Source organism: Pseudomonas sp. C2B4 (assembly GCF_013359695.1).
GTDB lineage: Bacteria > Pseudomonadota > Gammaproteobacteria > Pseudomonadales > Pseudomonadaceae > Aquipseudomonas.
Genome location: NZ_JABFMU010000005.1, coordinates 135,546 through 161,315, shown reverse-complemented (window position 1 = coordinate 161,315; position 25,770 = coordinate 135,546). Strand labels below are relative to the sequence as shown.

Below are 25,770 nucleotides of genomic sequence, written 5' to 3'. Positions count from 1 at the left end.
CGCTGGGGGGGTAGTCGGTTATTGGGCGCCGTTGGTGGCGGGTTCTTTTCTGGCCAGCGCCTTGCGGCACTTCTCGATGCGGGTGTCCACACCGGCTTTCGGGTACAACTCCGTGGCACGCTCAAAATGCTTGAGCGCGGTTTCCCACTCGTTGGCCTCCATGGCGCGGATGCCGATCAACTTGTGATACTTGGCCGGGATCTGCTCTGTTAGATCCCATTCCGTATCAACGCGGGGCAGCAAGTTGGATAGGTAGGGCTCCGGACTGCGATTGGCGTTGTACTCGGCATAGGCCCACTCGATCACGGCATCCGCGACAAAGGTCTGGACGTCGCGACGTTTGAAGCGCTCCGGCATTTGCTGCCCTTGGGTCATGGCGAAATCAGCCAACTCCAACCCGTCTTCGAACTGGGCGGTGTCAAACAGCCAGATCATTACCTGCACCAGGACGCGATTCGGGAAGTTCATACCCGACTCGATGTAACGCTGGATGTAGTCCTGGTACTTGGGCAGCAGTTCGTCGCGCTTGAGCAACTGGCGGCCGGCCAGCGCTCCCTTCATCGCGCTCAGGCGCTCCAGATCCTGGTCCAGGGCCGCTTCCTGCAGCAGCAGATGCTTTCGGGCATTGGCTGGGCTGCTCAGCGCATCGCCAGGGGTGTACGCCACCGGTGCCGCAGCTGCAGCGGCTACGGCCGCGCCGCCCAAGGCCAAGAGGCGGCGCTTGTGCGCCAGAGCCAGGCTCACGCTGCGCCCTCTGCCGGCACCAGCTCGACGTTTTCGGTCATCGCGAACTTCTCCAGCTGCTCGATCACATAGCCCTCGTTACGGCTGTTGTAATCCTCGACGCGGGAGCGTTTCGCGTTGTCCACGGTCTGCTTGCGCCAGCTGGAATCCTGGAAGTAGATCGACAGGTTGTCCCAACTGGTGACCACCACGCCGTTGACCGGGAAGAACGGCACGCTGAAGCTCGGCAGACCGCCGTAGGTGGCAATCACCTGGGCCTCTTCGATGCGCTCTTTCTCGGTCGGTACATCGCCTTGTTTGGCGTACAGCTTGGCCTTGTCAGCGGCCAACAAGTCGGTGCCGATAATGGCGATCAGGTCGCCGCCGTCGCGCAGTCGTTCGTCCACCATCTGCTTGGTGTCATGCACCAGGGCATCCAGGTTGGCGTAATCGCCACCAGCGCCCAGCAATACCTTGCCAGGAGTTTTGCCTTCCTTGAGGACTTGCGCCGGGATCTGCTCACGGGCCTGTTGCAACCAGCCCTTGTTCACGTCCTGCAGCATTGGATAGGCGACGATGTCGGTCTGCGGAGCAGCGTGCGTGCCGTGGAAGCCAACCATGATGCGATCCAGGGCGATCTGCTTTTGCACGGCGTCGGAATAGCGCTTGTGGAAGTCCGGGAACTTGGCCCAGGCATCGATTTTCGCGTACGGCAGCCCCACGTCGGATTCAGTCGACGACAATTCATAGGTGGTGTCATCGAGTGCCGAAGCGTCCTTGGCTTCGCGGTCGGTGGTCTTGGTGTTGGTTCGGCCAGTGACCGGACCGGACACGCCAATGAACACCTTTTGACCTTTGATCTCGGTCACCGGGATGACGTTGATGCGCTGCAGGAAATCCGACTTGGCGGTGATCGCGTCGTTCAGCTCTTGGGCGACCGAAGGCTCCACACTGAACTGCTTACTGGACAGCGCGACGCCGTAGGTTTCGGCGATGGCCAGCTGCAGCTGCGCATACATTTTTGCGCCATAGGCGCTCAGGGAATGAGCCATGTCAGAGCACCCGCACTTTGGCTTTGTCAGCCACGCCAGTGGTGCGCGGCAACTGGCGGCCGGTACCGGTGTTCTGCAGCGCGGTGAACTTTTTATCGAGGTTCGCCAGCGCAGCCAGCACGGCCTTATTGGTGGCGCCACCGCTGCGTGCAAACTCGCGTTGTTCTTCTGCAGTGGTGACGATTTCGTCCACCGCCGCGCTTACGTCATCGATCGGGGCTTGATCGGGTTCGGGTGCCTCTTCAGCTGCAGGCTCAATCACGGCCTGAATGCCGGCAGCGACAACCAGCAGCTGCGCCAGCAGGGCCTTCAAGGCCGTTGCGGTAGCTTCATCCATTGGGGGTTTGCTCTCGGTTTGTGGGGTGTTGGGTTCAGAGGGGGCTTCTTCTAGGCCGAAGCGCTTAAACAGGCGGGTGAACATGCCCAGTAGTTTGGTGGCCTCGCCCTGCGGCTGAGACTCCTGGAATGGGCCAAGCTCCAGCGATGCGGCGTAATACGCGGCTTTGCTGGTCTTCTTCGAGAAGTAGAGTTCCTGAGTGCCCAGGCTGGCGGGCTCGTCGGTCACCGCCAGGCCGGTCAGGTAGGCTTTCCCGGTGTTCGCGAAATTCGGGGTAATCTCGATGCTGGTGAACAGCTTTTCGCCCTGGTCGTTGAGCCACAGCAATTTGTCGTTGGGCTTCAACTGCGCCTCAAGGGCGACTTGGCCAGGCACCAGATCCTCGGCATCTTCAACCAAGCGCACGGCAAATACGGTCCCATGGGAGCCGTACCAGCGTTCGTGGTCACACCAGATCACCGCTGTGTAAGTGGCGGCTTTGTAGGTCTCAGCGATATCACGCAGTTCCTGGGGAAGGATCTCGCGGCCATCTACGGTCGGGCCGCTGGTGGCGACACGTTTCCAAAACGAAACAAGGGAACGGGGCATGGGCGATAACTGCGCTCAATCGGTGATTTGAGTCGCCACGATAGGGAGCCGTTTGCCCCTGAACAAACGGTTCAAATGCGCGTTCCTCCTAGATTCGATATCTAGGTGAATCGCGGAATTTAACCCCGCGTTTACCGCGTTTTCGCCGCATAGACTGCGGCCCATGAACTACCCGAGCGAAGTCAAAGAAGCTGCAAAACGCCTATACCTACGCCGTTGCTCGGTAAAGGAAATCCAGGCGCATCTGAAGCTGCCCAACATCCGAATCGTCTACTACTGGATCCGCCAAGGATGCTGGGACGAAATGCTGACGGATGAAGAACCACTGACTGCGGTCAGCCGTCGCATCACCTTGATCCTGGAGAAGCTGGACACGCTGACCAAGGGCGAACTGGACGAGCTGGAGCGTCTGACCACGCTGCGCGAGCGCCTGATCAAGCAAACGTCTAAGCCGGCGCCGGCGGCCCCCTCTGAAAGCCCCGACGAATCCCGGGAACGCTCACCAGGCCAACGTCGCGAACGAGGCGAAGGCGGCGGCAAGAAACGCGAAAAGAAGGCCAAGAACGACATCAGCGGCCTGACCGAAGTCGACTTCCTGGATAAGTTCATCTCCAAGATGTACGGCTATCAAAAGGAGCTGTTCGAGGCGAAGCAAAACCCGTTGACGCGACGGGTCCGCAACATTCTCAAAAGCCGCCAGGTGGGCCTGACCTACTACTTCGCTGGCGAGGCGTTTATGGACGCCGTGTTGAGCGGCGATAACCAGGTGTTCCTATCCGCCAGCCGATCGCAATCAGAAATCTTCCGTAGCTACATCATCCAGTTCGCCCAGCAGTGGTTCGGCATCGAGCTGACCGGCAACCCCATTACCCTCAGCAACGGTGCCGAACTGCGCTTTCTCAGCACCAACAGCAGCACCGCCCAGGGCTATCACGGACACGTCTACGTGGACGAATATTTCTGGATCCGCGACTTCGAGAAACTGAGTACTGTGGCCAGCGCCATGGGCACACATAAGAAATGGCGCAAAACCTATTTCTCGACGCCCAGCGCGGTGTCGCACCAGGCGTACCCATTCTGGTCGGGCGAAGAATTCCGCAATAGCAAGCGCGGCAAAAAGATCGGCGGTGTGTGGCCCAGTGAAACAGCCTATACCCAGGGCGCGCTTTGCCCCGATGGCCAGTGGCGTAAAACGATCACGCTGGACGACGCGATCGCCGGCGGTTGCGATCTGTTCGACCTCGAGCAGCTGCAGCTGGAGTACGACGAAGACAAATTTCAGCAGCTGTTCTACTGCAAGTTCATCGACAGCACGCAGAGCGCCTTCAGCCTCAAGGATCTGGAGCGCTGCTATTCGGATCTGTCGTTGTGGGAGGACTACAACCCGGAGCTGGAACGCCCATTCGGCAACAGTCCGGTCTGGCTCGGCTACGACCCGAGCCGCACCCGCGACGACGCCACGTGTGTGGTCATCGCGCCACCGCTCGAACCCGGGGCGAAATTCCGCATCCTGGAAAAGCACAGCTGGCGTGGGCATTCGTTCACCTACCAGGCCGCCCAGGTCAAGAAACTGACCGAGCGCTTCAACGTGCAGCACATCGGCATCGATGTCACCGGCGTGGGCTACGGGGTGTTCGACCTGGTGCGCGATTTCTATGCGAAGGCGACGCCGATTCACTACAGCCTCGAGGCAAAAAACGCCCTGGTACTCAAAGCCCAGGACACCATCCAAGGCAGCCGCATCGAATGGGATGCCGGCTGGACGGACATCGCTCAGGCGTTCCTGACCATCAAGCGCGGCGCTACTACCAGCGGTCAAATCACCTACAGCGCGTCCCGAACGGATGCCACCGGCCACGCCGATATCGCCTGGGCGGTGATGCACGCCCTGGCCAACGAACCCCTCAACACCAACAAGCGGCGTCGCAGCCGCTATGTCACGAGTACCCACAGTAGCCATGGCCAACAAACGCAGAAAGCCCCAGGTAGTTCAACGATCGCAACAGCCCATGCGCTCCTTTACGTTCGGGGAGCCGGAACAAGTGTTGTCGGGCAACATCGGCGAGTACGTGGGCGTATTTCCCAGCGACGACGGCAAAATCTACAAGCCCCCCGTATCGCGGGCCGGCCTGGCCAAACTGCTGCGTGCCAACGCACACCACGGCGCCATTCCCAAGTTCAAACGCAACCTGCTACTGCGTGAGTTCATCCCCTCGGCCGGCTGCAGCACGGAAACCATGGGACGGGCCGCACTGGATTACATGGTTTTCGGCGAAGGCTATTTTTACCGCGACCGAAACGCCTTCGGCCAGGTCCTGGAGCTGCAGCACCTGCCGGCAATAAACATGCGGGTCAAGGTAGATGGCGGGTTCGTGATGCTGCTGCCCGACAACAAGGAAATGGAATTTGACCAGGACGACATCGCTCACGTCTTGGACTACGACGTGGAACAGAACATCTACGGCGTGCCGGACTACCTGGGCGGCCTGCAGGCGCTGCTGCTCAATGAAGCCGCAACCTTGTTCCGTCGGCGCTACTACAGCAACGGTGCGCACGCGGGATACATCTTCTACACCAACGACCCGGACCTGACCGAGGAAGACGAAGAGGAACTGCGCGCCCAAATCAGCGCCAGCAAGGGCGTAGGCAACTTCCGCTCAATGTTCGTCAACATTCCCAATGGCAAGGAGAACGCGATTCAGATCATCCCGGTGGGTGATTTTCAGGCCAAGGACGAGCTGGAGAAGGTGAAGAACATCACGCGAAACGATGTGATCGCCGCCTGGCGGATGAATCCCGCGCTGGCCGGCATCATTCCGGAAAACAACGGCGGGTTTGGCGACATAGAGAAGATCGATCGCGTTTACACCAGCAACGAAATACGACCGATTTGCCAGCTGTTCAACCAGCTGAATGACTCGCTACGCGAAGACAGGCGATTCACCTGGAGAACAGCAACAAAAACAGTTGATAACACTACATCAAGCACCTAGAAGAGAGATTACCACTACATATTGTGGCAGTATGGCAGCGACAAGTTGCCCCTGGGGAGGGACACAATGCGAGTTGTATGTAAATGCGGACATAAGGGCCGCATTGCTTCCAGAGAAGAACTTTCCGTCGATTTTGCGAAGCTCTACTGCCAATGCCTGGACGCAAAATGCGGGCACACGTGGGTCGCAAATCTGACGTTTTCGCACACGCTGAGCCCTTCGGCGCAGTCATTTGAAAGAATGCTGTTCGATCGTTTGAGAGGCATGCCCAGGGCGCAGCAACGGGAGTTGTTTGAGCAGTTGGGATCGCAGGCGGTTGCGTAGGTACAAACCGCCAACGCATTAGCGTCGGCGACTATTTCAGTTGGCTTTTTACTTCGAGTAGAACGGTTATGGGGTATCCCTGCACTCAAACAGAGTTGGATGTTCTGCTAGCAAATTCGCGAGGCGCCAAACTTGTTTCCGATCATCAGCACTCAACCGCCGGTAGGTGTCGATCAAATGACTTTCAACGTGGGTGAACACGGGTCGCTCGTTCCTTAAAGCGTCCGTATCGACAAGGGTGCCGCTTGTTTCATTCAACATGCTACTGCTCCATAAAGTGCATTGTTGAATCCACGTTAGTGAGCCAGCGTGCTGAGGGAATCAGACATCTCTGATTGTCCGAATGGTTATTTCTGATATTTAGCAGCGTCATCCGCCATCGCTTGGAGAAAACGGCGGATAGCTTTTTGGTCATCCTCCGGAATGCTTCGATATTGCTTAACAAGCATGTCTTCGACGTCACTGAGAGCATGCTCGGACAGTGTTGTCCGCACACCATTCAGAATATACGGGACGTCAAAACCGAACTGAATCGAGACTTTGCTCAAATACGACGCCGTCGCGTCACTAGCTCCAGACTCGTAGTTAGCTTGCGTTCGCTTGGCTATTCCCAATGCATCCGCAAGCTCGTTCTGAGTTTTCGCGCATCGCTTTCGTTCTTCCTGCAGTCGGGAGCCTATCTCTTCGGAAAGGTGCAAAATAATTCATCTCTGATATTTACAAATGCACCGAAGTGCATCATTGTGCATTCCACACCACATGAAACTGCACGGAATTGCACTATGCCCAACACATGCATCACTGAGCAAGCCCGCAAACAAGCGCGTGAAGCCCTAGAGAAGCGCGGTCAATCCGCGAAAGACTTTGCCAAATTGCATGATCTAAACGCCAGCACCGTTTACGCGGTGCTGAGTGGCCAGAGCCATTGTCGCCGTGGGGAGGCACATCGCGCCGCCGTATTGCTTGGCATCAAAGACGGCGTGATCGAACAGTAATGGCACTGACCCACAGGGAGTAGCAGAAGATGAAGAACATCGTTCTAAAGACCCGGCGACAGGTCGTCAGTGCAATCATTTGCACTTACCCAGGTGGACGTGAATGCGCAGCAGCTCGAATCGGATTGGCGCTGAAGAAGTTCGACAACCACGCCTATGAAAACAACAACAGCCGCCCACTGACTGACGCTCAGATCTACCTGCTCGAACTGGAAGCCGGCACCACCCATTTGCCTGAATACATCGCATCGATGTACGGCGGCATGTTCGTCCCGGTGACCGAGCCTGAATCGCTCGATAACGTCGAAATGTATGCCCGATGCGTCCAGGCTGCCGCCAAGAAAGGCACTGTGGATCAGCTGATTGCCGAGGCATTGAAGGACGGGATCATCAATCAGGTCGAAGCCGAGACGATCCTACAAGCGGAGACTCTTCACCTGGCCGCCAGGCATGCCGAGGTTCTTGCAGTTATCCAACTGCACGCATCGAAGTCGGAGACATCCAAATGACCAACCTGCCTGCCGTACAGGAATACCAGGACATGCTCCAAGCCGCCGCGCTTGCGTTCCTGGAGCGACACCAATGCGAACACCTGGGCAACGATCAGCAGTTGTTCGACCGGGCCGTACAGCACCTGGTCAGCGACTATGACGTGCTGACCCAGACCGCTGAAAGGCTGGTGCATCTGGCGTGCAGCCACATGTCGGAGATACGCAACCGTCAGCGATTGGACATCTTCAACAGCACATCCACCCACACAGTCATCATTGACCCTGCCACAGGTAACACCTGGGCCGTGCCGGTCAGCCTGATCTACGAACGCATTCTCAATGCACCGGACAACGGCCGTTTCCGCATAGCCGCACCGTAACACCCACCCAATAACTCGCCTGTCCCACACATCCCGTGGGTTTGGGTGAACTGCGCCCGGAATTGAGGTTTGACGATGGAAAACGCCATGAACATCAACGCAAAACTGACGCCCGATCAGGCTCAAGCGCTCTTGGCCAACCTGCGCGAGCAATACCGACTCAGCCTCAATGATCTCTGGTACGCAGACCAATACCGCCTGATTCCGGATGGCCTGCGCCACGGATCAATCCTCGCCAATAGCCCTGTGATGGCCGCTCAAAAACACCTGATCGGCGCCCTCACCCACAGCCTTGGCCTCAGCCTTAAACCAGCGAAGTAACACTCATGATGAATGAAGATATCCGCACACAAGTACTTCAGCGGTTGGAAGACGACTTCGGCCTGAAATTACGTGCAGGCACGAACTACATGCGGGGTGGCGTCTGCCCCGCATGCAATAAGAAAGAGTTGTACGCTCGCCACGACAAACCCTGGCAGATCCGCTGTGGTCGTCCAGAGCGCTGCGGCCACATCGAACACGTCAAAGAACTTTATGAGGACCTGTTCGAAGATTGGAGCAAGCGAGCACCGGCAACGGACAACGACCCGACCTTAACCGCCCGAGCGTACTTGGAATTCGCCCGGGGCCTGAACGCCGGGAATATGACCGGTTGGTTCACACAAGAGAACTACGTCAACCACGAAACGAACGAGTCCAGCGCCACGATTCGCTTCGTCCTGCCAAACGGTGGTTACTGGGAACGCCTGATCGATCGCCCTGCCCGCTTCGGCAAGATGAAAGCCCGCTTCAAGCCGAAATACAGCGCTCAGGGAGAATGGTGGTGCCCCCCGAGTGTGGACTTGGCCACCGTCACAGAGCTGTGGATTGTTGAGGGCATCTTCGATGCCAGCGCTCTAGTGCAAAACGCAGTCAATGCTGTGTCAGCCATGTCGAGTGTGAATTTCCCGATCGAGGCATTGAAGCAACTGCACGAGCAGCGCCCGGGTAATTTGCCCACGCTGGTCTGGGCTCTGGACAACGAGCCAACAGCCCGTGGCTACCTGCTGCGTTGGGTAAAACAGGCGCGCGAAATGGGCTTCAAGTGCAAGGCTGCACTTATTCCCCAACGGGACAAAAAAGTCGACTGGAACGACCTACACCAGCGCTGGCAGTTCGAGGAAGAAGGTAAGTCTCGCAACGACAAGCGCAAACGGGATCTGGATGCTGCGCGTCATGAGGGCGATTTGCTCCTCGCTCCGTCGCCGAAGGAAAAGGCGTTGCTGATGTACACCTGGGACGAAGGATTTCCAGAGTTCGCGTTTAATTTCAGCAACCAAACCTACTGGGCCAAGTTCGACTTGTCGAAGCTCGAGGAGGAACAAAAGGCGCTGGCGACAAGCGAAGATCACAATGAGCAGCAACTCAACGACAAGGCTGCACGCCGCAAGGTGCTGCAGAACGTTTGCGGGCTAAAGCTATTGGCCAACTGCCGCTTCGAGGCGCTGTACAAGCAAGTGAACGACGTCACCAACGAGGCGTGGTTTTACTTCCACGTGGCTGGCATCCACGACGATGAGGGTGAGAACTACACCTTCACGCCGAAACAGATCTCCTCGAGCAGCGAATTCAAGACCCGTCTGATGTACTCCGGCGCCACCTGGCTCGGCACTCAAAAACACTTGGACCAGATCATCATTCGGCAAACCGATGGTTTGAAGACCGTCGAAACCATCGACTTTTTGGGTTACAGCCGGGACCACAAGGCCTACATCTTTAATGACATCACCATCCACAGTGGGTCTGTCTACAAGGCCAACGACGAGGATTTTTTTGAGTTCGGCAAGCAGCGGGTCAAGTGTCTAATGAAGTCGGTGAAACTAAAGACGGCCTTGGACGCCAAGGGCTATCGCGAAGACTGGCTGCCTAACCTTTGGACCTGCTTTGGCGAGAACGGCATTCTGGCGCTCACCTACTGGTTTGGCTCGCTGTTCGCCGAGCAGATCCGAGCAGAGCACGAGAGTTTCCCGTTCCTGGAGATGTCCGGCGAGCCCGATTCGGGCAAAACTACGCTGATCAAATTCTTGTGGAAACTGTTCGGGCGAATCTATGAGGGTTTCGACCCGGCCAAAAGCTCGTTCTCGGGTCTGAGCCGGGCCATGGGCCAGGTGGCAAACCTACCATTGGTGCTCCTCGAGGCTGACCGAAACACCAACGAGGACAATACGAAAGCCTTCGAGTGGGACCAGTTCAAGGACTTCTACGGTGGCGGCACCCTGCGTACCCGGGGCGTAAAGTCCAATAGCAACGACACCTACGAACCGCCGTTTCGCGCTTCCATCGTGATCGCCCAGAACGCGATTGTTACCGGCCACGAAGCGATCATCAGCCGTATCGTCCGACTACCGTTCCTCAAGCCTGTGATCACTGATGAAAGCCGCAAGGCGGCTGATGCGATCGTCCAAACCGAACTGGATCACGTCAGTCATTTCATGTTGAAGGCAATGCGCGCCGAGCCATTGGTTCTCAAGCGTTTCGCTGAGCTGTATCCCAAGTACCGCGCCGAGCTGTGGGCCAGTCGTAACCTGTCATCCGATCGAGTCATCAAGAACCACAGCATGATGCTGGCACTGCTCGATTGCCTGCAGCTCGTCATCGCCATTCCGGACCACATGCTCCAGGCATGCCGTAAGTATCTCCAGAAAGCGGCCAACGAACGCCAAGCGGCGATCAGTACCGATCCGAAGGAAGTGAACGAGTTCTGGCAGGTGTTCGACTACCTCGAGTCGCTGCCTGCTGCCCCACTGGTCAATCACAGCAAGAAGGCCGGCGTGATTGCCATCAATCTCAACCAGTTTGCCGAAGTCGCCCTTGAACACCGCCAGCGGATCCCAGATTTGGCCGTGCTGCGCCGCCTGCTCAAAGACTGCCGTGCTCACCAGTGCCTAGATACCCAGAAGCGGGTAGAGAGCGTTATCCGTGCCCGACAGCAGGACATGGCCCCAACTACCCACATCCCCTCCACCATGCGCTGCTTCATCTTTCGGGAGTAACAGCGATGCAGATCCAAGTTATCAACGATTGTGACCGGTGTGCCCTTCAAGCCCTACTTATCCTGCAACTCAGCGACTGGGCGCGGAAACTGGGAAACAGAGCTCCAGAATCAAACTCTATGGTTTCTACTTCGCTTCCAGCAGTACCCGGCTCTACACTACTTTGCCATCAGGCACGGGAACATTCAGGTTCGAGGGCTGTGCTGTGACTCAAGCAACACCTGGTGTTTTGACCTTTCAAGACCTGCAACAAATAACTGGTTATCAGCGCAGATCGGACGTTGAGCGATCACTGATCGACCAGGGCGTTCGGTTGTTCCGGGGGCGGACAGGTCCTTGGACAACCCTTGATCTGATTAATCATGCTGGCGGCGTCACGGCGGCCAGCGCTGAAAGGTACGACTCCGACATATTATGAGGCGAGCAAGGAAGCGTAAGCACAATCCCCATATCCCTGCCCATATCGATCAGGCCGCTCTCCCGGCGGCCATTTACTTCGACCATCGCGGCAGCGGAGTCTGGTACACCCTTCATTACGACGAAACCGGAAAGCAACGCCGCAAGAACGTCGCGCCTGCAGATGTTTCATTGGCCGAACTTCATCGGATCATGGACGAAAGGTCCAATGTCGACCGTGGCACCCTTCGCTACGTCTGCGAGCAATTCCACCTGAGTGACCGTTACAAGAAGCTCGCGCCGAAGACTCACGACGACTACTGCTACTCCAGAGATGTGGTGCTCAATATCCCAACCAAACTGGGCAAGCCGCTGGGCGATCTGGCAGTGAAGAAGTTCACTGCCGCCCTGGTGCAACGCATTGTCGATCGGCTCGCAGATGAGGGTACGCCCTCAAAGGCCGCTCACGCGCTTCGATACCTGCGCCGTGTTCTGCAGTGGGGGCGTAATCGTGGATTCCTGGAAGTAAACCCTGCCCTGGGCATCGAGGCCCCGATCGAACGGAAGCAACGCCGATTGCCACGGCACAACGTGATGGCCGTTCTATTCGATCGCGCAACTGCCCGTGGGCGTCTGGCTCGGAATGAGCCTGGTAGTTGTCCGGAGTACTTGGCCAGCGTGATGGAGCTGGCCTATTTGTGCCGGTTACGCGGCATCGAGGTCGTGACGCTCACAGATGCCAACGAGCTGGAAGAAGGGATTCTGACGAATCGGCGCAAGGGTAGTAGAGACAATATTGTTCGTTGGACTCCGCGGCTACGCGCCGTTTGGGATGGTGCAAAGGCTCTGCGTGCCAGGACATGGGAACGCAGGAAAACACCGATCCCGATCGCCCTTTCGAAGCGCTTTATCATCGTTGCCAGCCATGGGGGTCGGCTTCGCAAAACGAGCCTCGACACCGCTTGGCAACGCTTCATTACCTTGACGATCGCCGATGGAACTATCGAACCAGAGGAGCGGTTCGCGCTGCATGATCTTAAGCGCCGTGGCATTACTGACACTGCTGGTACCCGTGCGGATAAGCAAGAAGCCAGCGGTCACCGGGATCCGAAGATGATGGACATCTATGACCATAGTCTTCCAATCGTATCACCCTCGGTTGATTAAAATGGTGCTCGCATTAGGTCGCCCAGCTAGGGTTTACTCTTTTTTCATAATCTAATGTCATGGTTGCCAGGCAGCCAAGGTGGGCACAAATAATGTTAGGGACACAAGGAGCAACACCTGAAAAGGAGTTGCAAATAATGGCCATAGGACAGGGCGAATTTAATTCCATTCGCAAGTTGACTGCGGAGGAAACTGCGGCGTACCGAAAGGCCCATGAGCATCTTCACTCTCACGATGAAGCTGCTTCACTGACAGAAATTGCTCGCAGAAACCTCGTTGCCTTTGAGGAATGCGTGAAAGATCTTTGTCAGGTAGTACCTGGCCGAGGTCAACATCGAACCCTTTCTCGAGAAGCCAAGCTTGATGTAAACAGGCACTTTCTGAATTTTTTGTCCGCTGTAAGACAGCTTCTGGATCACACTGAACTACGTTTGAAGAGGCAATATTCTAACAACCCAGAGATCTTCAAAGTTTTTCAGAAGCGCACAAGCACAGCATTCGATACTGTTTTTGCATATCGATTCCTCTACAAGCTGAGAAACTATTCTCAACACTGTGGTGCACCTATCGGGATCGTCGAATACGAGAGCAAGTCGCACGGAAATGCAGGGGAAACGAAGCACACTTTGCACCTTTTTTTTGATGCGAATGAGCTGCTGCGGGTAGGTGGCGATCTTTGGGGACCAGTCAAAACGGATCTAAAAAAAATAGACTCAAAGTTTCCTGTTGATACGTTAGCGAGAAAAGTCATGACAGAACTCGAGGCGATATGGGAAGCCGTTCGAAATGCGGAACGTCCACATTTGAAAACTAGTGCCGAAATCGCTTTAGAAACCGTGAAGGAGGCGTGTAAACCTCACTTGTCACCGGCCGTCGTGCGGTTCTGGCATAGAAAAAAGTCGACTACCATCGAAATCATTAACCCACCCATTGAGACCATGGCTTGGCTCGGCGACCACACTTTTAAGGAAATTCTCTGATTCGAGTCTTTGTGTCTGATGAAACTCTACCGGTGATTCCGGCGTAACAACCGAGTTTTGCGCTACAGGCACCAGGCACTTCGCGGAAGCCCGGCGTAACAAGAAAACCCATAAGCGATTGATTTTTATGTATAAAGCACCTCCCTTGTAATCAGTAGGTCCCGGGTTCGATTCCTGGTGCCGGCACCATACAAAACAAAGCCCTCGTAGAAATACGAGGGCTTTGTTGTTTCTGTAGGGTTCAAAATCAGAATCTCAGTCGTAAAACGGTTCGCCAGATATTTTTAAGCACCGATCGTCGGTGCTTCCTCCAGTTACGCTCCCACCACTCATCGTCATTCAGGGCAACTGCCTCAATATCGCTGCCTGTCACAGCGGCCTCGTGCTGGCGAAAAAGCATTGGGAAAACACAATGTTGTTTGAGTTGTCGCTTGAAAAAGACATCTACCGGCGTGCCGCAGTAGGGTGTCTCAGCCAGAATCCGACAGCCTTCGCGAGAAATGATGTACGCGTGCAGGGCGACTACTCTCCCCCGGGCAATGAAGGGAAACCATGTCATCCACGTGCGCCCCATGCTGTAGCCCAAGTGAAGTGCCTGAAACGGGTGAGTCCGGATAAACCGATTCACCCATCGGACCTGAGCACTGCGCAGATTGTAGGGCCTGGCATCATCCTCGAAGATCAAAATCCTCTGCCAACCTTCGGCCAAGGCCACTTTGGCTAGCCACTGATGCGACTCATAGCACCCTTGAACGGGGTCGCTATGTCGTTGCGTACTGAAAAACTCGATGGGGTTTTCAATCAGCGGAGCGACACATCGGCAGAACAACACCCGCCTGTCTGTCCTCTCGCTAAGCGATATACAGAAGGCGCGGTCAACGTCGAAGAAAACACGACTCATGACGCCACCCCTTCATCGGGTGACGAGATATTGCTGACGGATTGACCGACAAAAACCTGCACGTAACGCAGTACCGAATACACCACGTGAATTCCTCAAAAGACATCTCCCAAGCCCTGCGCTAAGGGAAAAATCAATGATCGATTCAGGGTTTTGCGGCGTATGTCAGACGGCTCCCTTAAAGGCGCTCACGGCTCTCCAAGTCATGTGGGATGCCTTAACCCTTTTCCATTGCATAACGGAACGCGTCTCTGCGCCGTTGCAGGGTCTTGCAATGAGTGGCTCAAAGAGGCGAAGTCCGGTGCCAGCCACACAACAACAAAGCCCTCGTAGAAATACGAGGGCTTTGTTGTTTCCGCCGTTTGGAACGTCAGGTCTTAGTGACCCGCGCTCTGGCCACCATCGACATGCAGGATTTCGCCGGTGACAAATTTGGCGCCGTCCAGGTACACGACCGCGTTGGCAATGTCGTCGATCTCACCCATGTGCCCTACCGGGTGCAGAGCGCCCAGCGCGGCGTGGGTTTCTTCGCCATGCATCGGGGTCTTGATGATGCCTGGCGACACCGCGTTGACCCGAATGCCGCGCTTGGCGTACTCGATGGCCAGGGAACGGGTCGCCGCGTTCAGGCCACCTTTGGTCAGCGAAGCCAGTACCGATGGCACGCCGTCGATAGCGTGGTCCACCAGGCTGGTGGTGATGTTGACGACGTGGCCGCTGCCATTTTTCTCCATCTCGGCGATGGCCAGTTGAGTGATGTAGAAGAAGCCGTTGAGGTTCACCGACAACACATTGGCGTAGTCTTCGGCGGTGTACTGGGTGAACGGCTTGGCGATGAAGATCCCGGCGTTGTTGACCAGGGTGTCGATGCGGCCGAAACGTGCGATGGCTTCGCGAATCACGCGCTGGGCGGTTTCTGGTTCGCCGATGTCACCGGCCACGGTGAGGATGTCCGGATCGGTGGATGGTTTGATCGAACGCGAAGTGGCGACGATCTGGTAACCCAGTTCACGGAAGGCCTTGACCATGCCGTCGCCGAGACCTTGGGAAGCGCCAGTGATGACGATGACTTTTTTCGAATGGCTCATGATGTACACCTCTAACAATAATGGGGTTTGAAATTCGATGAATCAGGCTTCGGCGGCGGCCGTTGCCATTTGTCTCAACATTTGTTCGTAGTACTCGACCGACTGCGAGCCGGTCACCAGGTGACGGCCGTTCAGCACCATGGCCGGGACCGAGTTGATGCCGCGCTGCTGGTAAAACGTTTCAAGCTCGCGCACGTCTTCGGCAAAGGCACCGGACATCAACACTTCCCGTGCCCGGTCCTCGTCCAATCCCGCTTCGCCCGCCAACCGCACCAGCGTCTGCTGATCACTCGGGTTCTGGCCTTCGCTGAAGTAAGCGCGAAGCAGGATCTTTTTCAGCGCCACCTGACGCCCTTCTTCCAGTGCCCACAACAACAAACGGTGAGCGTCGAAGGTGTTGTAGAAGTGCGTGCGCTTCTCCAGGTCGAACTTGAAGCCAATGGCTGCTCCGCGCTCGATCTGCATTTTCTTGCCGGAAGCGACGTCTTCAGCAGTGCGTCCGTATTTGCGCATCAAGTGCTCGACGGCTTTCTCGCCTTCGGCGGGCATGTTCGGGTTCAGTTCGAAGGGCTTGTAGGTCAGCTCGACCGACACCTCACCCGCCACGTTCTCGATCGCCTGCTCCAGCGCCGTCGCCCCCAGTGCGCACCAAGGGCACACCACATCGGAGATGAAATCGATGGTCACCGACGCCGTCATGACTGCCCCTCTTCCGACAGTTGCTTGCGGTATTGGGTGGTGGTGATCCCGGCGTAACCCCAGTTATCGGTGTCGACTTCCTCGATCACGATGTGGGTCAGGTCAGGGCGCTTGTTGAGAACGCGTTCCAGTGTTTCAGTGATTTCCGCGATCACCTGAGCTTTCTGCTCAGTGGTAACCCCGTCGCGGGTGATGCGTACGCTTACGAAAGGCATTGAGGAATCTCCAGTGACCTTCCCGTCGGGATGATGGGAGAGGCGTTGGAGCTCAATGTAGGGAGTTCACTGGAGGGGATAAAGGTGGGGGCGGGAACATCATTAGTTACGCGGTGTAATGAGTTGAAAGGCTTCGTAGAGCAAGGCTGCCAGGTGCAGGTCGCTGGCGTAATCCGAATTCTAACGTGTCGCAATTTCTCGCTTTTCGCGACACGTCCTGGGAACATGTCGCCGCGGACGACACGTTCGCAGCACATGCAAAGTCCAGAATCGATAATCGCTTTTTATATTTCGAGCTGACAAGCAAAAAAGATGGCACCTTGACATCAGCCGTTACATTCACTTAAAACGTCGGCTCATTTGCTTATATCGAGCCAGGGATGCCGGCCAGATCACCATTGTTTTCTCGCTGGCAGGTTGTGCTCGGAGTGCTTGTCCTGGCCATGGCACTGCTCGATCCCTTCGGGCTTGCCAGTTCAAGCAACAACGCTTCGGCCCAATGGTTGAATCGCGTATTCGCCAGCAAATACCAACGCACGGGACAGCAACAAGTCGCGGTGATTCTGATCGACGACGCATACCTGATGCGCAACAACACGCACTGGCCGATGCCCTACGACGAGCAAAGCAAGTTGTTCAAACGCTTGCTGGCCTACAAGCCGAAAGCGGTGTTCGTCGATTTGATGTACAGCCACGATCACTCCCTGGGCGACCCGGCCCAGGGTAGTCAGTTACTGGCCAACGTTTTCGAACGCTATCGCCATCAGGGCATTGCGCTGTTGCTGGCCAACACCGGCCAGGTACGCGGTGAAGAGGGCCAGGCCAACACGCTGGCCAATCTGGCCGAAGTCAGCAGCCCTGCGCTGGTGGCGTGGAGCGGATTTGGCGATAAATATCCTCTGGCGGTCGAAATGCCGCTTGGGCCGATGGAAACGCCAGCGCTCTTGCTCTATCGCCAATACTGCCAATCGCATTCCTGCGCTGATCTCCCCAGCGATACTCAAGCTGCGGTCCAGAGCCCGCCCATCGCCATTCAGTGGGGGATCAATCTGGCACCGGAGCAGATGCGCATTGCCGATATTGGTCATTGCTCAGCGCCCGGCAACGTCTACGCCGAGATGCTGAAGGCGTTTTTTCAGGCGATTTTCTGGAAGATGGCGGGCGCAGAACAATCACGCTGCCTCTACAACTTCACGCTCTCGGCAAGTGATCTGGAGGTCAGCACGCCGCAAGACCGTGCCCTGCTCGCCGAACTGCTGCGAGATCGACTGGTGCTGGTCGGTGCAAACATCACCTCGACCGGTGACCTGGTTGAGTCGCCGGTACACGGCCAGGTCCCCGGTATCTACTTGCACGCCATGGCGCTGGATAACCTCGTCACACAGGGCATGAACTATGACCGCGAGCCGGCCGACCTGCTGAATTCCAATATCAATTGGCTCGATCTGACGGAGCTTGCATTGCTGGGGCTGATTGCACTCCTTAAAGCCCTGCACGAGCAGCGCCATTCGGGGTTGGAGTTTGCCGAGCCCAAGGTCAGCAGGTTACGCGCTCTGATTTTGTTCTTGATACCCATTGCGCTGGTGGCCACCGTGCTCGGTCTACTGAGCTACTTGCTTCATAAACTCCACTACACGCCCGTCAACGTGCTTGCCGTGCTGATGCTTTCGCTGGCGATATTCAGCGAAAAATTCGAAGCACTCTTCGCGGACGAGAAGTGATCGCCCACACATTTTCCATCTAATAAAAAGGAATCAAGGATGACCAAAGCAGCCGCTTTTTTACTCACCACATTGTTCAGCCAGGCTGTTTGGTCAGCGACGCCGACGGTCGAGGCGTTTCTTGCCGATCCGATCGCGTTGCTCGATGAACAAGGCAAACTCGAACGCGAGTTGCCGCTCAAGGACGCCCCGAAAACCGCCCTGCCGGTACTGCAATACAACGAGGCTTTGGAGTTGGTGCAGATTGAGCTGGCGGGCCGGAAAGTCTGGCTGGATACCATGGATCTGCGCCTTAACCCCAGCAAACTGGTGAAACTGCCTTGCCAGAAAATGCCGGGCAGCAAGGTTGTCGACAGCCAAAACAACTCCACCATTGGTTTTGGTGCGGGCTGCAGCAAACAGTAAGGGGAGCGTTAGATGAAAAGGTCTCTACTGGCGCTCGGCCTGCTGTCCGGCTCGTTGCTCAGCGGTTGCAACACCATCCATGGCGCCAACGATGCATTGATGAACCTCGTCGGTCCCTCGACTCAATCCAGAGTCGCGGGAAAGTATGTCGAGAACACCGAAGTTCGCCAGCATTACAAACTCGACCCGCTGCAGCAAAGCAAGCAGCGCTTGAGCTACGACGGCCGGACCATCCCCGCCTCCGAGCTACACCAGCAAAATCTGGTGGACATCCCGATGCTGCAAAGCTACTTGCAGGGCATCGTGACCCGACTGTCCAAGAGCTGGCCCGGCGAGATGCCGACACTGCGCGTGAAGATCACCGACAGCTACAGTTTCGGGCCGTCGGCAGATCCGTTCGGCAACGTGTTCGTGCCGCTGGGCATGCTGGATAACGTCGAGAGCGAAGATGAAATCGCCGCCATGCTCGGCCATGAAATGAGTCATGTGCTGCTGCGCCATCATGAGCGCACGGAAGCCTTCCAGCAGCAGAAAGAGCTGATGACCAACATCGCCTCCACGGTGGTATTTGCCACGATGGCCTCCAACGCTGGCGTGGACCGCAGCACCGGGTCAATGAAATTGATCAACAAGGATCCGATCGGTACGCAAAAAACCATCGGCAACACCGTACTGTTTACCGCGTTGGCCAACAGCTTCTCGGACAACATCTGGAGTACGGCCTGGGGGCGCGCTCAGGAAGATCAGGCCGATTTGCTCGGCACGGATCTGATGATCCGCGCCGGATATGCGCCCCGGGCTGCCAGCTACAGCCTGCAGCGACTGAATGATTTCCAGGGTAAGCAAAAGCCGCTGCTCAGTAGTTTTCTCAGTGCCCGCAAGGACGCCATGCAGCAGTCGCTGGAGCAATTCAATCTCGCCAGCCTGACCAAAGAACTTGATGTACTGGTCAATCAGGGCCTGACCACCGGTATCACCGCGACGAGCGAATATTTCAATCGCGCACATATGTCACCGACAGACCGCGACGAGGAGCTGCGCCAATACCTGCAACGTGAATACCGTCAGGAACGTCGAGCCCGGGTCGATGCACGTGGATGGCCAAAAATCCGCGATGCAGCGCCGGTGGCTGCCGCCATGCAGGCTTACAAGGATGCCTATGCATCGACTGACGCGCTGGAGCAAGGCAAGGTGCATGAAGCCGACGTCCTTAGCCAGCGCGCGCTGTCTTCTTCCGTGAAGGACCAGCCTGGCATTCGGCGCGCTGCGTTCGCCGTGCATCTTGCACAAGGCAAAAGCGCCGAGGCGCTGAAAGATCTTCAGTCAATCAAGGATTGGTCGCTCGCCGGGCCGTCGATCTACGACTTGATGATTGGTTACTACCTCAAGCGCGGCGAGGCTCAAGCGGCATTGGCTCTGATCGATAAAGCTGAAAGTAACCTGGGATCGGAAGAATTGTTCATCACCGAAAAGCTGCTGGCCAACCAGCAACTCAAGGATGCCACTCAGGTTCAGACGGTGCTGCAAAAGTGCGAGCAATATCCAACTCGCAAGGAAAACTGCAAAAAGCTGGCGCCCGCCAAAGCCTGACGGGCAGGTCGCCGTCATCGAGGCAAGAAGCCCACAAAAAAGCCCCGAACCAGTCGGGGCTTCTTTTTTCCCGGCCTTGAATCAGGCCTCGATATCGCAACCGATCATCAGAAAATGTTGATCGGGTAATCCACGAACACACGCACTTCGTTACCGCTGACGTTGTACTCGCTCGACTTCTGCGACACGCGCAGGATCGAGCTGCGCAGTTTCACGCTCAGGTCTTTGGCCGGGCCGCTTTGCACGACGTATTTGAACTGGTTGAAGATTTCGCGCTCGGTACCGCCTTCGCTGGTGGAGGTGGTGATGTTGTCACCGCGTACGTAGGCGAAGTTATAGCTCAGGCCCGGAACACCGAAGGTGCTGAAGTCCAGGCCGTAGCCCAGTTGCCAGCTGCGTTCGTCTTCGGCGTTGAAGTCGGACCAGTAGGAGTTGGCCAGGTAGATGGTGTTGCCACCGTCACCGATGCGGTTCTGGTCTTTCTGGTAGCCGCCGTACGGGTAGCCCAGGTTGCTGTCGCCAGTGCTGCGCTGGTAGCCGAGGGTGAACGAGTGCGGGCCGGTGGCGTAGACGGCTGCCAGGCTCCAGATCTTGTTGTCGTCGCCGGTTGCACCGACGTCTTCAACATAGGAACTGTCCAGCTTGGTGCGGTAGCCGTTGAAGTCCAGGGTCAGGGACTGATCCTTGGCCAGCGGGAACACGTAGTTGGCGTTTACGTATTGCTTCTTCAGCACGTCTTCGACGTCGGAGGCGTACAGGGACGCCTTGAACTGTTCAGTGAACTGGTAGCTGCCGCCCAACACGTTGATCGACTTCAGGCCACCGCTGTCATGGCCTTCAGCGCTTTTACGCGATTCGGCGGTGAAGCGACCGGCGTCCAGTTGCAGCCCCTTGATCTCCTTGGAGGTGATCAGAGTACCGGTGTAGCTTTCCGGCAGCAGACGCACGTTGTCGTAGCTCAGCACCGGCAAGGCCGGCATCTGGTCGCCGTAGGTCAGTGTCGTGCTGGACAGGCGGAATTTGACGGCGGCGCCTGCCTTGGCCAGGTCGTCAGCCGGTTCGCCACTGGCGCCCTTTTTGAAGAAGTCGATACCTTGTGCGCCACTGCGGTCTTCGCTGCGCTCCAGGTTCAGTGCGTACAGACCGAAGGCATCCACGCCCACGCCGATGGTGCCTTGGGTGAAACCGGACGAGAACGTACCGATGGCGGCTTGGCCCCACTCGGACTTATCGTCGTTGCCATCCTTGAAATCACGGTTCATGTAGGCATTGCGCAGCAGCACCTTGAGGCTGCTGTCTTCGACAAATCCCTTGGATTCGGCCTGGTCGTTAGCCATGGCCTGTGAAGCGCTCAAAATCCCCAGAGCGATCAGGCTGATTCGCTTGTTCAACATTTTGTTTTCCTTATTACGGGTTGAAACGCGCTGTGTCGAACGACTGAAACGGCACTATCGCGCTCTTTTTTCATTCCGCAAACAAAAAAACCCGCCCACGATCTCTCGTGGCGGGCCTTTTTATTGTTTTAGGGTCATGGCGGTCTGCCACAGGCGTTGGCCGAATCGTAGCCGCGCCCTCGACGATGTGTCAATTTCATGAATCGTCTGTAAGTAGGCAAAAATCGTCTAAGAAATGACTTTACGCAGCAGAAAAATTCAATTCCCCGCGTCTCTTCCCTCGGTTGATTCAAACGACACAAACCAAAAGTAACAATCACGACACAATTAGAAACACTCCAGCGAGGGAACTTCCCAAGAATAATTAACGAAAGTAAATAGCAAGCATTACCATTCGCGCCGTCTCGCTACACCCCTAAAAATCTACGGATGCGTTCTTCAATGCCTGCCCCTTTTCGCGTTTTGCCCTACAGTCTTGGGCTTTCTGCTTTGCTGTCTGCCGGTTTTTCCTACGCTGCACCCACCACGCTACCTGCCACGTCCATCAGCGCCGAAACTGAGGCAGATGACCCGCGCGTGAAGGAAACCAATACTGCCACCCGCACCAACACGCCGGTACGCTACGTGCCACAAGCCATCGACTCGATCAAAACCGCGAATGTCGTCGATTACGGCACCAACGACCTGGGCACTGCATTGAGCGGCATTCCCAACGTCAGCAGCGGCGCTGACACCCGCTTCGACAGCCTGCGCATCCGGGGCTTCGACGCCAGCAACGATTTCTATCTCGACGGCATCCGCGACGACAGCCAGTACGTGCGCGATTTGCACAACATCGAACGCATCGACGTGCTCAAAGGCCCGGCCGCGGTGTTGTACGGCCGCGGCAGCCAGGGCGGGATCGTCAATCGGGTGAGCAAATTGCCAGAATTCGGCCGCCGCTCGACCCTCGAAGCCCAGGGTGGCAGCGACGATCTGCGCAGCCTGTATGCCGACCTCAGCACTGACCCTTCCGAGAACATCAGCCTGCGCCTGAACATGGGCAACATGGACCAGAACAGCTTCCGCGATGGCGTGAGCGGCAACCGCCAATTGTTCGCGCCATCGATGAGCTGGCAACTGACCCCCGACCTGAACTGGCTGGTGCAGTACGAATACAGCCGCTACAACCGTACGCCGGATCGCGGTATCCCCGGGGTAAACGGACGCCCCGCTGACGTTGGCCGCGATACGACCTACGGCAGCGAGCACGATTTCATCGACGATAAATCGCAATCCCTGCGCTCGAAACTCACCTATGAACTCAGCGACAACTGGCAACTGCGCCAGACCCTGGGCGTGTTCAAGCTCAACAGCGATTTCGACAACACCTACCTGACCGGCTACACCCCGGCGACCAACCGGGTCACGCGCCAGCGCTGGCAGCAGGACCTGACCACCCGCAATATCTACAACAACCTTGAGCTGGAAGGCGGATTCGATACCTTCGGCCTGGAGCATCGCCTGCTGACCGGACTCGAAATCGGCAGCCAGCGCCGCGATCCGACTTTGTACACCGCGGCCACCAGCGGGCCGGGCAGCTCGCCTGTACCGTCGCTGGACCTCAGTAATCCCAATCGCGATTTGCGCCACACGGGGCGCATGCAGGTCAACAGCAGTTCCCATACCGAAGTCGAAAGCCGCGCGGTGTATGTACAGGATCAACTGCAACTGAACGATCAATGGCAATTGCTCTCCGGTTTGCGCTACGACACGTTCGACATCGAGTCGACCAACAAGCTGCGGGGCATTTCCGAAGACCGTGACAGCCATAGCACCAGCCCACGTGTAGGACTGGTCTGGACGCCGCTGCAGAATCACTCCTTCTACGCCTCGTGGTCGAAGACGTTCTCGCCGGTTGGCGGTGGTTTGATCGGTATCACGCCGGGCGCCGCGGGTAACACCAACGACCTCAGTCCCGAGCTGACCAAGCAGAAAGAGATCGGCGTGAAGAGCGACTGGCTGGACGATCGCCTGAGCACCACGCTGGCGATCTATGAACTGGAACTGTACAACCGCCGCACCAGCGACCCGAACAACCCGACCATTACCCTGCTTTCCGGCCTGCAACGTTCCCGAGGGATCGAGCTGACCGCCACCGGCAAGATCGCCGGCAACTGGTATGTGCGTGGCGGCGTGGGTGTGCAGGACGCAACGGTCGAGAAGGACAACAATGGCTTTGAGGGCAAGCGCATCAGCAACGTGGCCAAGCATAACGGCAGCCTGTTCCTGACCTGGAAACCGGAAATGGGTTGGTACGCCGAGACCGGTTTGACCCTGGTGGGTGACCGTTATGCCGATAACCTCAACACCACCGTACTGCCCGGTTATGGCCGCTGGGACGCGCTGGCCGGGTTCCGCCAGAAGGATTGGGATTTGCGCGCGGCGCTGAACAACATCACCGACAAGACCTATTACTCGTCGGCCACCAGCGCGGCGCAGATTCAGCCGGGGGAGCCGCGTAGCGTGGTGGTGACCGGTACCTACAGCTTCTAATCACCGAATACCACCTGTGGGAGCGAGCCTGCTCGCGAAGAGGCCAGAACATTCAACTTCAATGTTGACGGTCAGTCCGCCTTCGCGAGCAGGCTCGCTCCCACAGTGGACAACATTGACCGGGAATTCTTTGTCCATAAAAAAAGCGCTGCCATCCCGGCAGCGCTTTTATTTGATCAATCCGTTGTTTTTCTTCTTATCCTTCCATCACATCCCACAACGCATCCAGTTCCGCTTCGCTGAATAAACCAGCGGGGTAGCGCTCGATCATCGTCCGGCGCGGATCAGTCTCGCTGATCTGACGCGTTCCATTGGACTTGAACCAGTGCGCCAGGATCTGGAGCGATTCGCTATTTACCGCCAGGGGATGCAACGCCCGCTCGCTCACCACATTTACTTCGGCGTTCATTTCAGCGCTCTCTCCTGGTTTGTGAGCGGCCTAACTTATCCAAGGTTTATGACAGAACAACTAAGTTCTCCCCCTCCCTGTGTTGCCCAAGAAGCGATACAAGAGCTATGCCAACGTGTCTGAATTGTTGAGAAAGCGATACAAAAAAGCCCGCAATCCTTATGGAATGCGGGCTCTGTGCACGGTGAGGAACGAAAACGTTTGCCTGATTTTTTTCGCAATCAACTCAGGCTGTTACGGGCTCACTCACTCCTTGTGCGGCGCTGGCTGCTGTTGGGTAAGGCAGTGAATGTTGCCGCCACCCAGTAACAGTTCGCGCCCCGGCACCATCACCACCTCATGCTGTGGGAACAGCGACTGCAGGATCTCCTTGGCAGGGCCATCCAGCGGGTCGTCGAAGCTCGGTGCAATGATGCCGCCGTTGACGATCAGGAAGTTCACGTAGGAACCGGCCAGGCGCACCGAAGGATTACGCTCCTGAGTGCCGTCCACCGGATCGACGCCGGCGCACTCTTCCTCGGTCGCGTACAGCGGCCCCGGAATCGGCATTTTGTGCACCGTGAACGGGCGTCCCTTGGCGTCGGTGCTGCTTTGCAGCACTTTCATCGCCGCCTGGCAACGCGGGTAGTTCGGGTCCTGCGGGTCGTCGGTCCACGCCAGCAGCACTTCGCCCGGACGTACGTAGCAGCAGAAGTTATCCACATGGCCGTCGGTTTCGTCGTTGAACAAACCGTCCGGCAGCCAGATGATCTTATCCACAGCCAGATTGTCTTTGAGCACCGCTTCGATTTCTGCACGGTTCAGGTGCGGATTGCGATTGCGGTTGAGCAGGCATTCTTCGGTGGTGATCAGCGTGCCTTCGCCATCGACGTGGATCGAGCCACCTTCGAGCACGAAGCCTTCGGTGCGGTAGCGCGGGCTGCGCTCGATCTCGAGGATCTTGCCGCCCACCTGCGAGTCACGGTTCCACGGCGAATACAGGCCACCGTCGAAACCGCCCCAGGCATTGAAGTCCCAATTCACGCCACGGACTTCGCCGCTGTTATTGATGACGAACGTCGGCCCGGTGTCCCGGACCCAGGCGTCGTCGCTGGACATCTCGACCACGCGGATATTCGGCACGTCCAGGCGGGCACGGGCGTTTTCGTACTGGCCGGCGGAAACCGCCACGGTGACCGGTTCAAAGCGCGCAATGGCCTTGGCCACCGCCACGTGCGCGGCTTGCGCCGGTTTGCCGCCCAGGCGCCAGTTGTCCGGCCGCTCGGGCCAGATCATCCAGGTCTGGGTCTGGGGTGCCCACTCGGCCGGCATGTAGAAGCCGTCTGCGCGAGGGGTGCTTTTTAAAGTGGTCATGT

The 25,770-nt window shown here is 57.0% G+C and carries 26 protein-coding genes; 15 read left to right on the top strand and 11 right to left on the bottom strand.

Features of this window, described 5'->3' with window-relative positions:
- Nucleotides 1–18 precede the first annotated feature (18 nt).
- Genes gpM through HNQ83_RS06245 form a run of 3 tightly spaced genes read right to left on the bottom strand, consistent with a single transcriptional unit; the run spans nucleotide 19 to nucleotide 2,700 of the window.
- Entirely contained in the window at nucleotides 19–744 is a 726-nt protein-coding gene (gpM, locus tag HNQ83_RS06255; protein ID WP_175388145.1) for a phage terminase small subunit, read from the bottom strand.
- Nucleotides 741–1,775, bottom strand: coding sequence for a phage major capsid protein, P2 family (locus HNQ83_RS06250; protein ID WP_175388144.1), 1,035 nt, complete (start codon nucleotides 1,773–1,775; stop codon nucleotides 741–743). Before HNQ83_RS06250 ends, gpM begins: the two co-directional genes overlap by 4 nt.
- A gap of 1 nt (nucleotide 1,776) precedes the next feature.
- Nucleotides 1,777–2,700 (bottom strand): GPO family capsid scaffolding protein, encoded by a 924-nt coding sequence (locus tag HNQ83_RS06245; RefSeq protein WP_175388143.1) that lies wholly within the window; start codon nucleotides 2,698–2,700, stop codon nucleotides 1,777–1,779.
- Between the two features lie 163 nt (nucleotides 2,701–2,863).
- Here HNQ83_RS06245 and HNQ83_RS06240 point away from each other — a divergent pair, with 163 nt between their 5' ends.
- The 3 genes from HNQ83_RS06240 to HNQ83_RS06230 all read left to right on the top strand — a co-directional run bounded on the left by HNQ83_RS06240 (nucleotide 2,864) and on the right by HNQ83_RS06230 (nucleotide 6,017).
- Nucleotides 2,864–4,903, top strand: a complete 2,040-nt coding sequence (locus tag HNQ83_RS06240) for a terminase large subunit domain-containing protein (protein ID WP_175388142.1) — start codon at nucleotides 2,864–2,866, stop codon at nucleotides 4,901–4,903.
- Nucleotides 4,800–5,693 (top strand): phage portal protein, encoded by an 894-nt coding sequence (locus HNQ83_RS06235; RefSeq protein WP_175388215.1) that lies wholly within the window; start codon nucleotides 4,800–4,802, stop codon nucleotides 5,691–5,693. The genes HNQ83_RS06240 and HNQ83_RS06235 overlap by 104 nt, the downstream gene beginning before the upstream one ends.
- Nucleotides 5,694–5,759: 66 nt before the next feature.
- Nucleotides 5,760–6,017, top strand: a complete 258-nt coding sequence (locus HNQ83_RS06230) for an ogr/Delta-like zinc finger family protein (protein ID WP_175388141.1) — start codon at nucleotides 5,760–5,762, stop codon at nucleotides 6,015–6,017.
- 347 nt (nucleotides 6,018–6,364) lie between these two features.
- Here the strand turns inward: HNQ83_RS06230 and HNQ83_RS06225 are convergent, their stop codons facing one another.
- Nucleotides 6,365–6,715, bottom strand: coding sequence for a helix-turn-helix domain-containing protein (locus HNQ83_RS06225; RefSeq protein ID WP_175388140.1), 351 nt, complete (start codon nucleotides 6,713–6,715; stop codon nucleotides 6,365–6,367).
- An 84-nt stretch (nucleotides 6,716–6,799) separates the two neighbouring features.
- Between HNQ83_RS06225 and HNQ83_RS06220 the strand changes: the two genes are divergently transcribed.
- From HNQ83_RS06220 to HNQ83_RS06190, 8 genes are all read left to right on the top strand, one after another.
- Nucleotides 6,800–7,012: a DNA-binding protein gene (locus HNQ83_RS06220; protein ID WP_175388139.1), complete on the top strand. Its 213-nt coding sequence runs from the start codon at nucleotides 6,800–6,802 to the stop codon at nucleotides 7,010–7,012.
- A gap of 29 nt (nucleotides 7,013–7,041) precedes the next feature.
- Nucleotides 7,042–7,521, top strand: coding sequence for a YmfL family putative regulatory protein (locus HNQ83_RS06215; RefSeq protein ID WP_175388138.1), 480 nt, complete (start codon nucleotides 7,042–7,044; stop codon nucleotides 7,519–7,521).
- Nucleotides 7,518–7,883, top strand: a complete 366-nt coding sequence (locus HNQ83_RS06210; RefSeq protein ID WP_175388137.1) for a hypothetical protein — start codon at nucleotides 7,518–7,520, stop codon at nucleotides 7,881–7,883. The genes HNQ83_RS06215 and HNQ83_RS06210 overlap by 4 nt, the downstream gene beginning before the upstream one ends.
- A gap of 75 nt (nucleotides 7,884–7,958) precedes the next feature.
- On the top strand, nucleotides 7,959–8,204 hold the full coding sequence (locus HNQ83_RS06205) for a hypothetical protein (RefSeq protein ID WP_175388136.1): 246 nt from the start codon (nucleotides 7,959–7,961) through the stop codon (nucleotides 8,202–8,204).
- 8 nt (nucleotides 8,205–8,212) lie between these two features.
- Nucleotides 8,213–10,915: a toprim domain-containing protein gene (locus tag HNQ83_RS06200; RefSeq protein ID WP_175388214.1), complete on the top strand. Its 2,703-nt coding sequence runs from the start codon at nucleotides 8,213–8,215 to the stop codon at nucleotides 10,913–10,915.
- A 37-nt stretch (nucleotides 10,916–10,952) separates the two neighbouring features.
- Entirely contained in the window at nucleotides 10,953–11,333 is a 381-nt protein-coding gene (locus HNQ83_RS31570) for a DUF4224 domain-containing protein (RefSeq protein ID WP_372241876.1), read from the top strand.
- Nucleotides 11,330–12,478 carry a tyrosine recombinase XerC gene (gene xerC / locus HNQ83_RS06195; protein WP_175388135.1) on the top strand — a complete coding sequence of 383 codons (1,149 nt, stop codon included), beginning with the start codon at nucleotides 11,330–11,332 and terminating at the stop codon, nucleotides 12,476–12,478. Before HNQ83_RS31570 ends, xerC begins: the two co-directional genes overlap by 4 nt.
- Before the next feature lie 92 nt (nucleotides 12,479–12,570).
- Nucleotides 12,571–13,458, top strand: a complete 888-nt coding sequence (locus HNQ83_RS06190; protein WP_175388134.1) for a hypothetical protein — start codon at nucleotides 12,571–12,573, stop codon at nucleotides 13,456–13,458.
- 247 nt (nucleotides 13,459–13,705) lie between these two features.
- On the opposite strand, the gene HNQ83_RS06185 is transcribed toward HNQ83_RS06190, so the two are convergent.
- From HNQ83_RS06185 to HNQ83_RS06170, 4 genes are all read right to left on the bottom strand, one after another.
- On the bottom strand, nucleotides 13,706–14,359 hold the full coding sequence (locus tag HNQ83_RS06185) for a hypothetical protein (protein ID WP_175388133.1): 654 nt from the start codon (nucleotides 14,357–14,359) through the stop codon (nucleotides 13,706–13,708).
- 377 nt (nucleotides 14,360–14,736) lie between these two features.
- Complete coding sequence (locus tag HNQ83_RS06180) at nucleotides 14,737–15,447, bottom strand: SDR family NAD(P)-dependent oxidoreductase (protein WP_175388132.1); 711 nt, start codon at nucleotides 15,445–15,447, stop codon at nucleotides 14,737–14,739.
- A 42-nt stretch (nucleotides 15,448–15,489) separates the two neighbouring features.
- Nucleotides 15,490–16,146 carry a DsbA family oxidoreductase gene (locus HNQ83_RS06175; RefSeq protein ID WP_175388131.1) on the bottom strand — a complete coding sequence of 219 codons (657 nt, stop codon included), beginning with the start codon at nucleotides 16,144–16,146 and terminating at the stop codon, nucleotides 15,490–15,492.
- Nucleotides 16,143–16,361 (bottom strand): 4-oxalocrotonate tautomerase family protein, encoded by a 219-nt coding sequence (locus HNQ83_RS06170; RefSeq protein ID WP_175388130.1) that lies wholly within the window; start codon nucleotides 16,359–16,361, stop codon nucleotides 16,143–16,145. The genes HNQ83_RS06175 and HNQ83_RS06170 overlap by 4 nt, the downstream gene beginning before the upstream one ends.
- A gap of 380 nt (nucleotides 16,362–16,741) precedes the next feature.
- On the opposite strand from HNQ83_RS06170, the gene HNQ83_RS06165 reads away from it, so the two are divergent.
- The 3 genes from HNQ83_RS06165 to HNQ83_RS06155 are packed head-to-tail and all read left to right on the top strand — an operon-like array spanning nucleotide 16,742 to nucleotide 20,077.
- Nucleotides 16,742–18,082 (top strand): CHASE2 domain-containing protein, encoded by a 1,341-nt coding sequence (locus HNQ83_RS06165; protein WP_175388129.1) that lies wholly within the window; start codon nucleotides 16,742–16,744, stop codon nucleotides 18,080–18,082.
- 39 nt (nucleotides 18,083–18,121) lie between these two features.
- Nucleotides 18,122–18,487 carry a hypothetical protein gene (locus tag HNQ83_RS06160; RefSeq protein ID WP_175388128.1) on the top strand — a complete coding sequence of 122 codons (366 nt, stop codon included), beginning with the start codon at nucleotides 18,122–18,124 and terminating at the stop codon, nucleotides 18,485–18,487.
- A gap of 12 nt (nucleotides 18,488–18,499) precedes the next feature.
- Nucleotides 18,500–20,077 (top strand): M48 family metallopeptidase, encoded by a 1,578-nt coding sequence (locus HNQ83_RS06155; protein ID WP_175388127.1) that lies wholly within the window; start codon nucleotides 18,500–18,502, stop codon nucleotides 20,075–20,077.
- A 107-nt stretch (nucleotides 20,078–20,184) separates the two neighbouring features.
- On the opposite strand, the gene HNQ83_RS06150 is transcribed toward HNQ83_RS06155, so the two are convergent.
- Nucleotides 20,185–21,471, bottom strand: a complete 1,287-nt coding sequence (locus HNQ83_RS06150; protein WP_175388126.1) for an OprD family porin — start codon at nucleotides 21,469–21,471, stop codon at nucleotides 20,185–20,187.
- A 441-nt stretch (nucleotides 21,472–21,912) separates the two neighbouring features.
- On the opposite strand from HNQ83_RS06150, the gene HNQ83_RS06145 reads away from it, so the two are divergent.
- The gene (locus HNQ83_RS06145; RefSeq protein WP_175388125.1) at nucleotides 21,913–24,006 is read left to right on the top strand and encodes a TonB-dependent siderophore receptor; all 2,094 of its coding nucleotides are present in this window, start codon (nucleotides 21,913–21,915) and stop codon (nucleotides 24,004–24,006) included.
- Between the two features lie 196 nt (nucleotides 24,007–24,202).
- Here HNQ83_RS06145 and HNQ83_RS06140 read toward each other — a convergent pair whose 3' ends face one another.
- Nucleotides 24,203–24,415: a hypothetical protein gene (locus HNQ83_RS06140; RefSeq protein ID WP_175388124.1), complete on the bottom strand. Its 213-nt coding sequence runs from the start codon at nucleotides 24,413–24,415 to the stop codon at nucleotides 24,203–24,205.
- A 246-nt stretch (nucleotides 24,416–24,661) separates the two neighbouring features.
- Complete coding sequence (gene aguA / locus HNQ83_RS06135) at nucleotides 24,662–25,768, bottom strand: agmatine deiminase (protein WP_175388123.1); 1,107 nt, start codon at nucleotides 25,766–25,768, stop codon at nucleotides 24,662–24,664.
- Nucleotides 25,769–25,770 lie beyond the last annotated feature (2 nt).

Coding starts and splice junctions, on each gene's coding strand:
- HNQ83_RS06160 (WP_175388128.1), top strand. CDS start 18,122: ATGACCAAAGCAGCCGCTTTTTTACTCACCACATTGTTCAGCCAGGCT.
- HNQ83_RS06230 (WP_175388141.1), top strand. CDS start 5,760: ATGCGAGTTGTATGTAAATGCGGACATAAGGGCCGCATTGCTTCCAGA.
- HNQ83_RS06250 (WP_175388144.1), bottom strand. CDS start 1,775: ATGGCTCATTCCCTGAGCGCCTATGGCGCAAAAATGTATGCGCAGCTG.
- HNQ83_RS06245 (WP_175388143.1), bottom strand. CDS start 2,700: ATGCCCCGTTCCCTTGTTTCGTTTTGGAAACGTGTCGCCACCAGCGGC.
- aguA (WP_175388123.1), bottom strand. CDS start 25,768: ATGACCACTTTAAAAAGCACCCCTCGCGCAGACGGCTTCTACATGCCG.
- HNQ83_RS06180 (WP_175388132.1), bottom strand. CDS start 15,447: ATGAGCCATTCGAAAAAAGTCATCGTCATCACTGGCGCTTCCCAAGGT.
- HNQ83_RS06170 (WP_175388130.1), bottom strand. CDS start 16,361: ATGCCTTTCGTAAGCGTACGCATCACCCGCGACGGGGTTACCACTGAG.
- HNQ83_RS06220 (WP_175388139.1), top strand. CDS start 6,800: ATGCCCAACACATGCATCACTGAGCAAGCCCGCAAACAAGCGCGTGAA.
- HNQ83_RS06150 (WP_175388126.1), bottom strand. CDS start 21,471: ATGTTGAACAAGCGAATCAGCCTGATCGCTCTGGGGATTTTGAGCGCT.
- HNQ83_RS06240 (WP_175388142.1), top strand. CDS start 2,864: ATGAACTACCCGAGCGAAGTCAAAGAAGCTGCAAAACGCCTATACCTA.
- HNQ83_RS06140 (WP_175388124.1), bottom strand. CDS start 24,415: ATGAACGCCGAAGTAAATGTGGTGAGCGAGCGGGCGTTGCATCCCCTG.
- HNQ83_RS06175 (WP_175388131.1), bottom strand. CDS start 16,146: ATGACGGCGTCGGTGACCATCGATTTCATCTCCGATGTGGTGTGCCCT.
- HNQ83_RS06185 (WP_175388133.1), bottom strand. CDS start 14,359: ATGAGTCGTGTTTTCTTCGACGTTGACCGCGCCTTCTGTATATCGCTT.
- HNQ83_RS06215 (WP_175388138.1), top strand. CDS start 7,042: ATGAAGAACATCGTTCTAAAGACCCGGCGACAGGTCGTCAGTGCAATC.
- HNQ83_RS06155 (WP_175388127.1), top strand. CDS start 18,500: ATGAAAAGGTCTCTACTGGCGCTCGGCCTGCTGTCCGGCTCGTTGCTC.
- xerC (WP_175388135.1), top strand. CDS start 11,330: ATGAGGCGAGCAAGGAAGCGTAAGCACAATCCCCATATCCCTGCCCAT.
- HNQ83_RS06210 (WP_175388137.1), top strand. CDS start 7,518: ATGACCAACCTGCCTGCCGTACAGGAATACCAGGACATGCTCCAAGCC.
- HNQ83_RS06190 (WP_175388134.1), top strand. CDS start 12,571: ATGTTAGGGACACAAGGAGCAACACCTGAAAAGGAGTTGCAAATAATG.
- HNQ83_RS06165 (WP_175388129.1), top strand. CDS start 16,742: ATGCCGGCCAGATCACCATTGTTTTCTCGCTGGCAGGTTGTGCTCGGA.
- HNQ83_RS06205 (WP_175388136.1), top strand. CDS start 7,959: ATGGAAAACGCCATGAACATCAACGCAAAACTGACGCCCGATCAGGCT.
- HNQ83_RS06200 (WP_175388214.1), top strand. CDS start 8,213: ATGAATGAAGATATCCGCACACAAGTACTTCAGCGGTTGGAAGACGAC.
- HNQ83_RS06145 (WP_175388125.1), top strand. CDS start 21,913: ATGCCTGCCCCTTTTCGCGTTTTGCCCTACAGTCTTGGGCTTTCTGCT.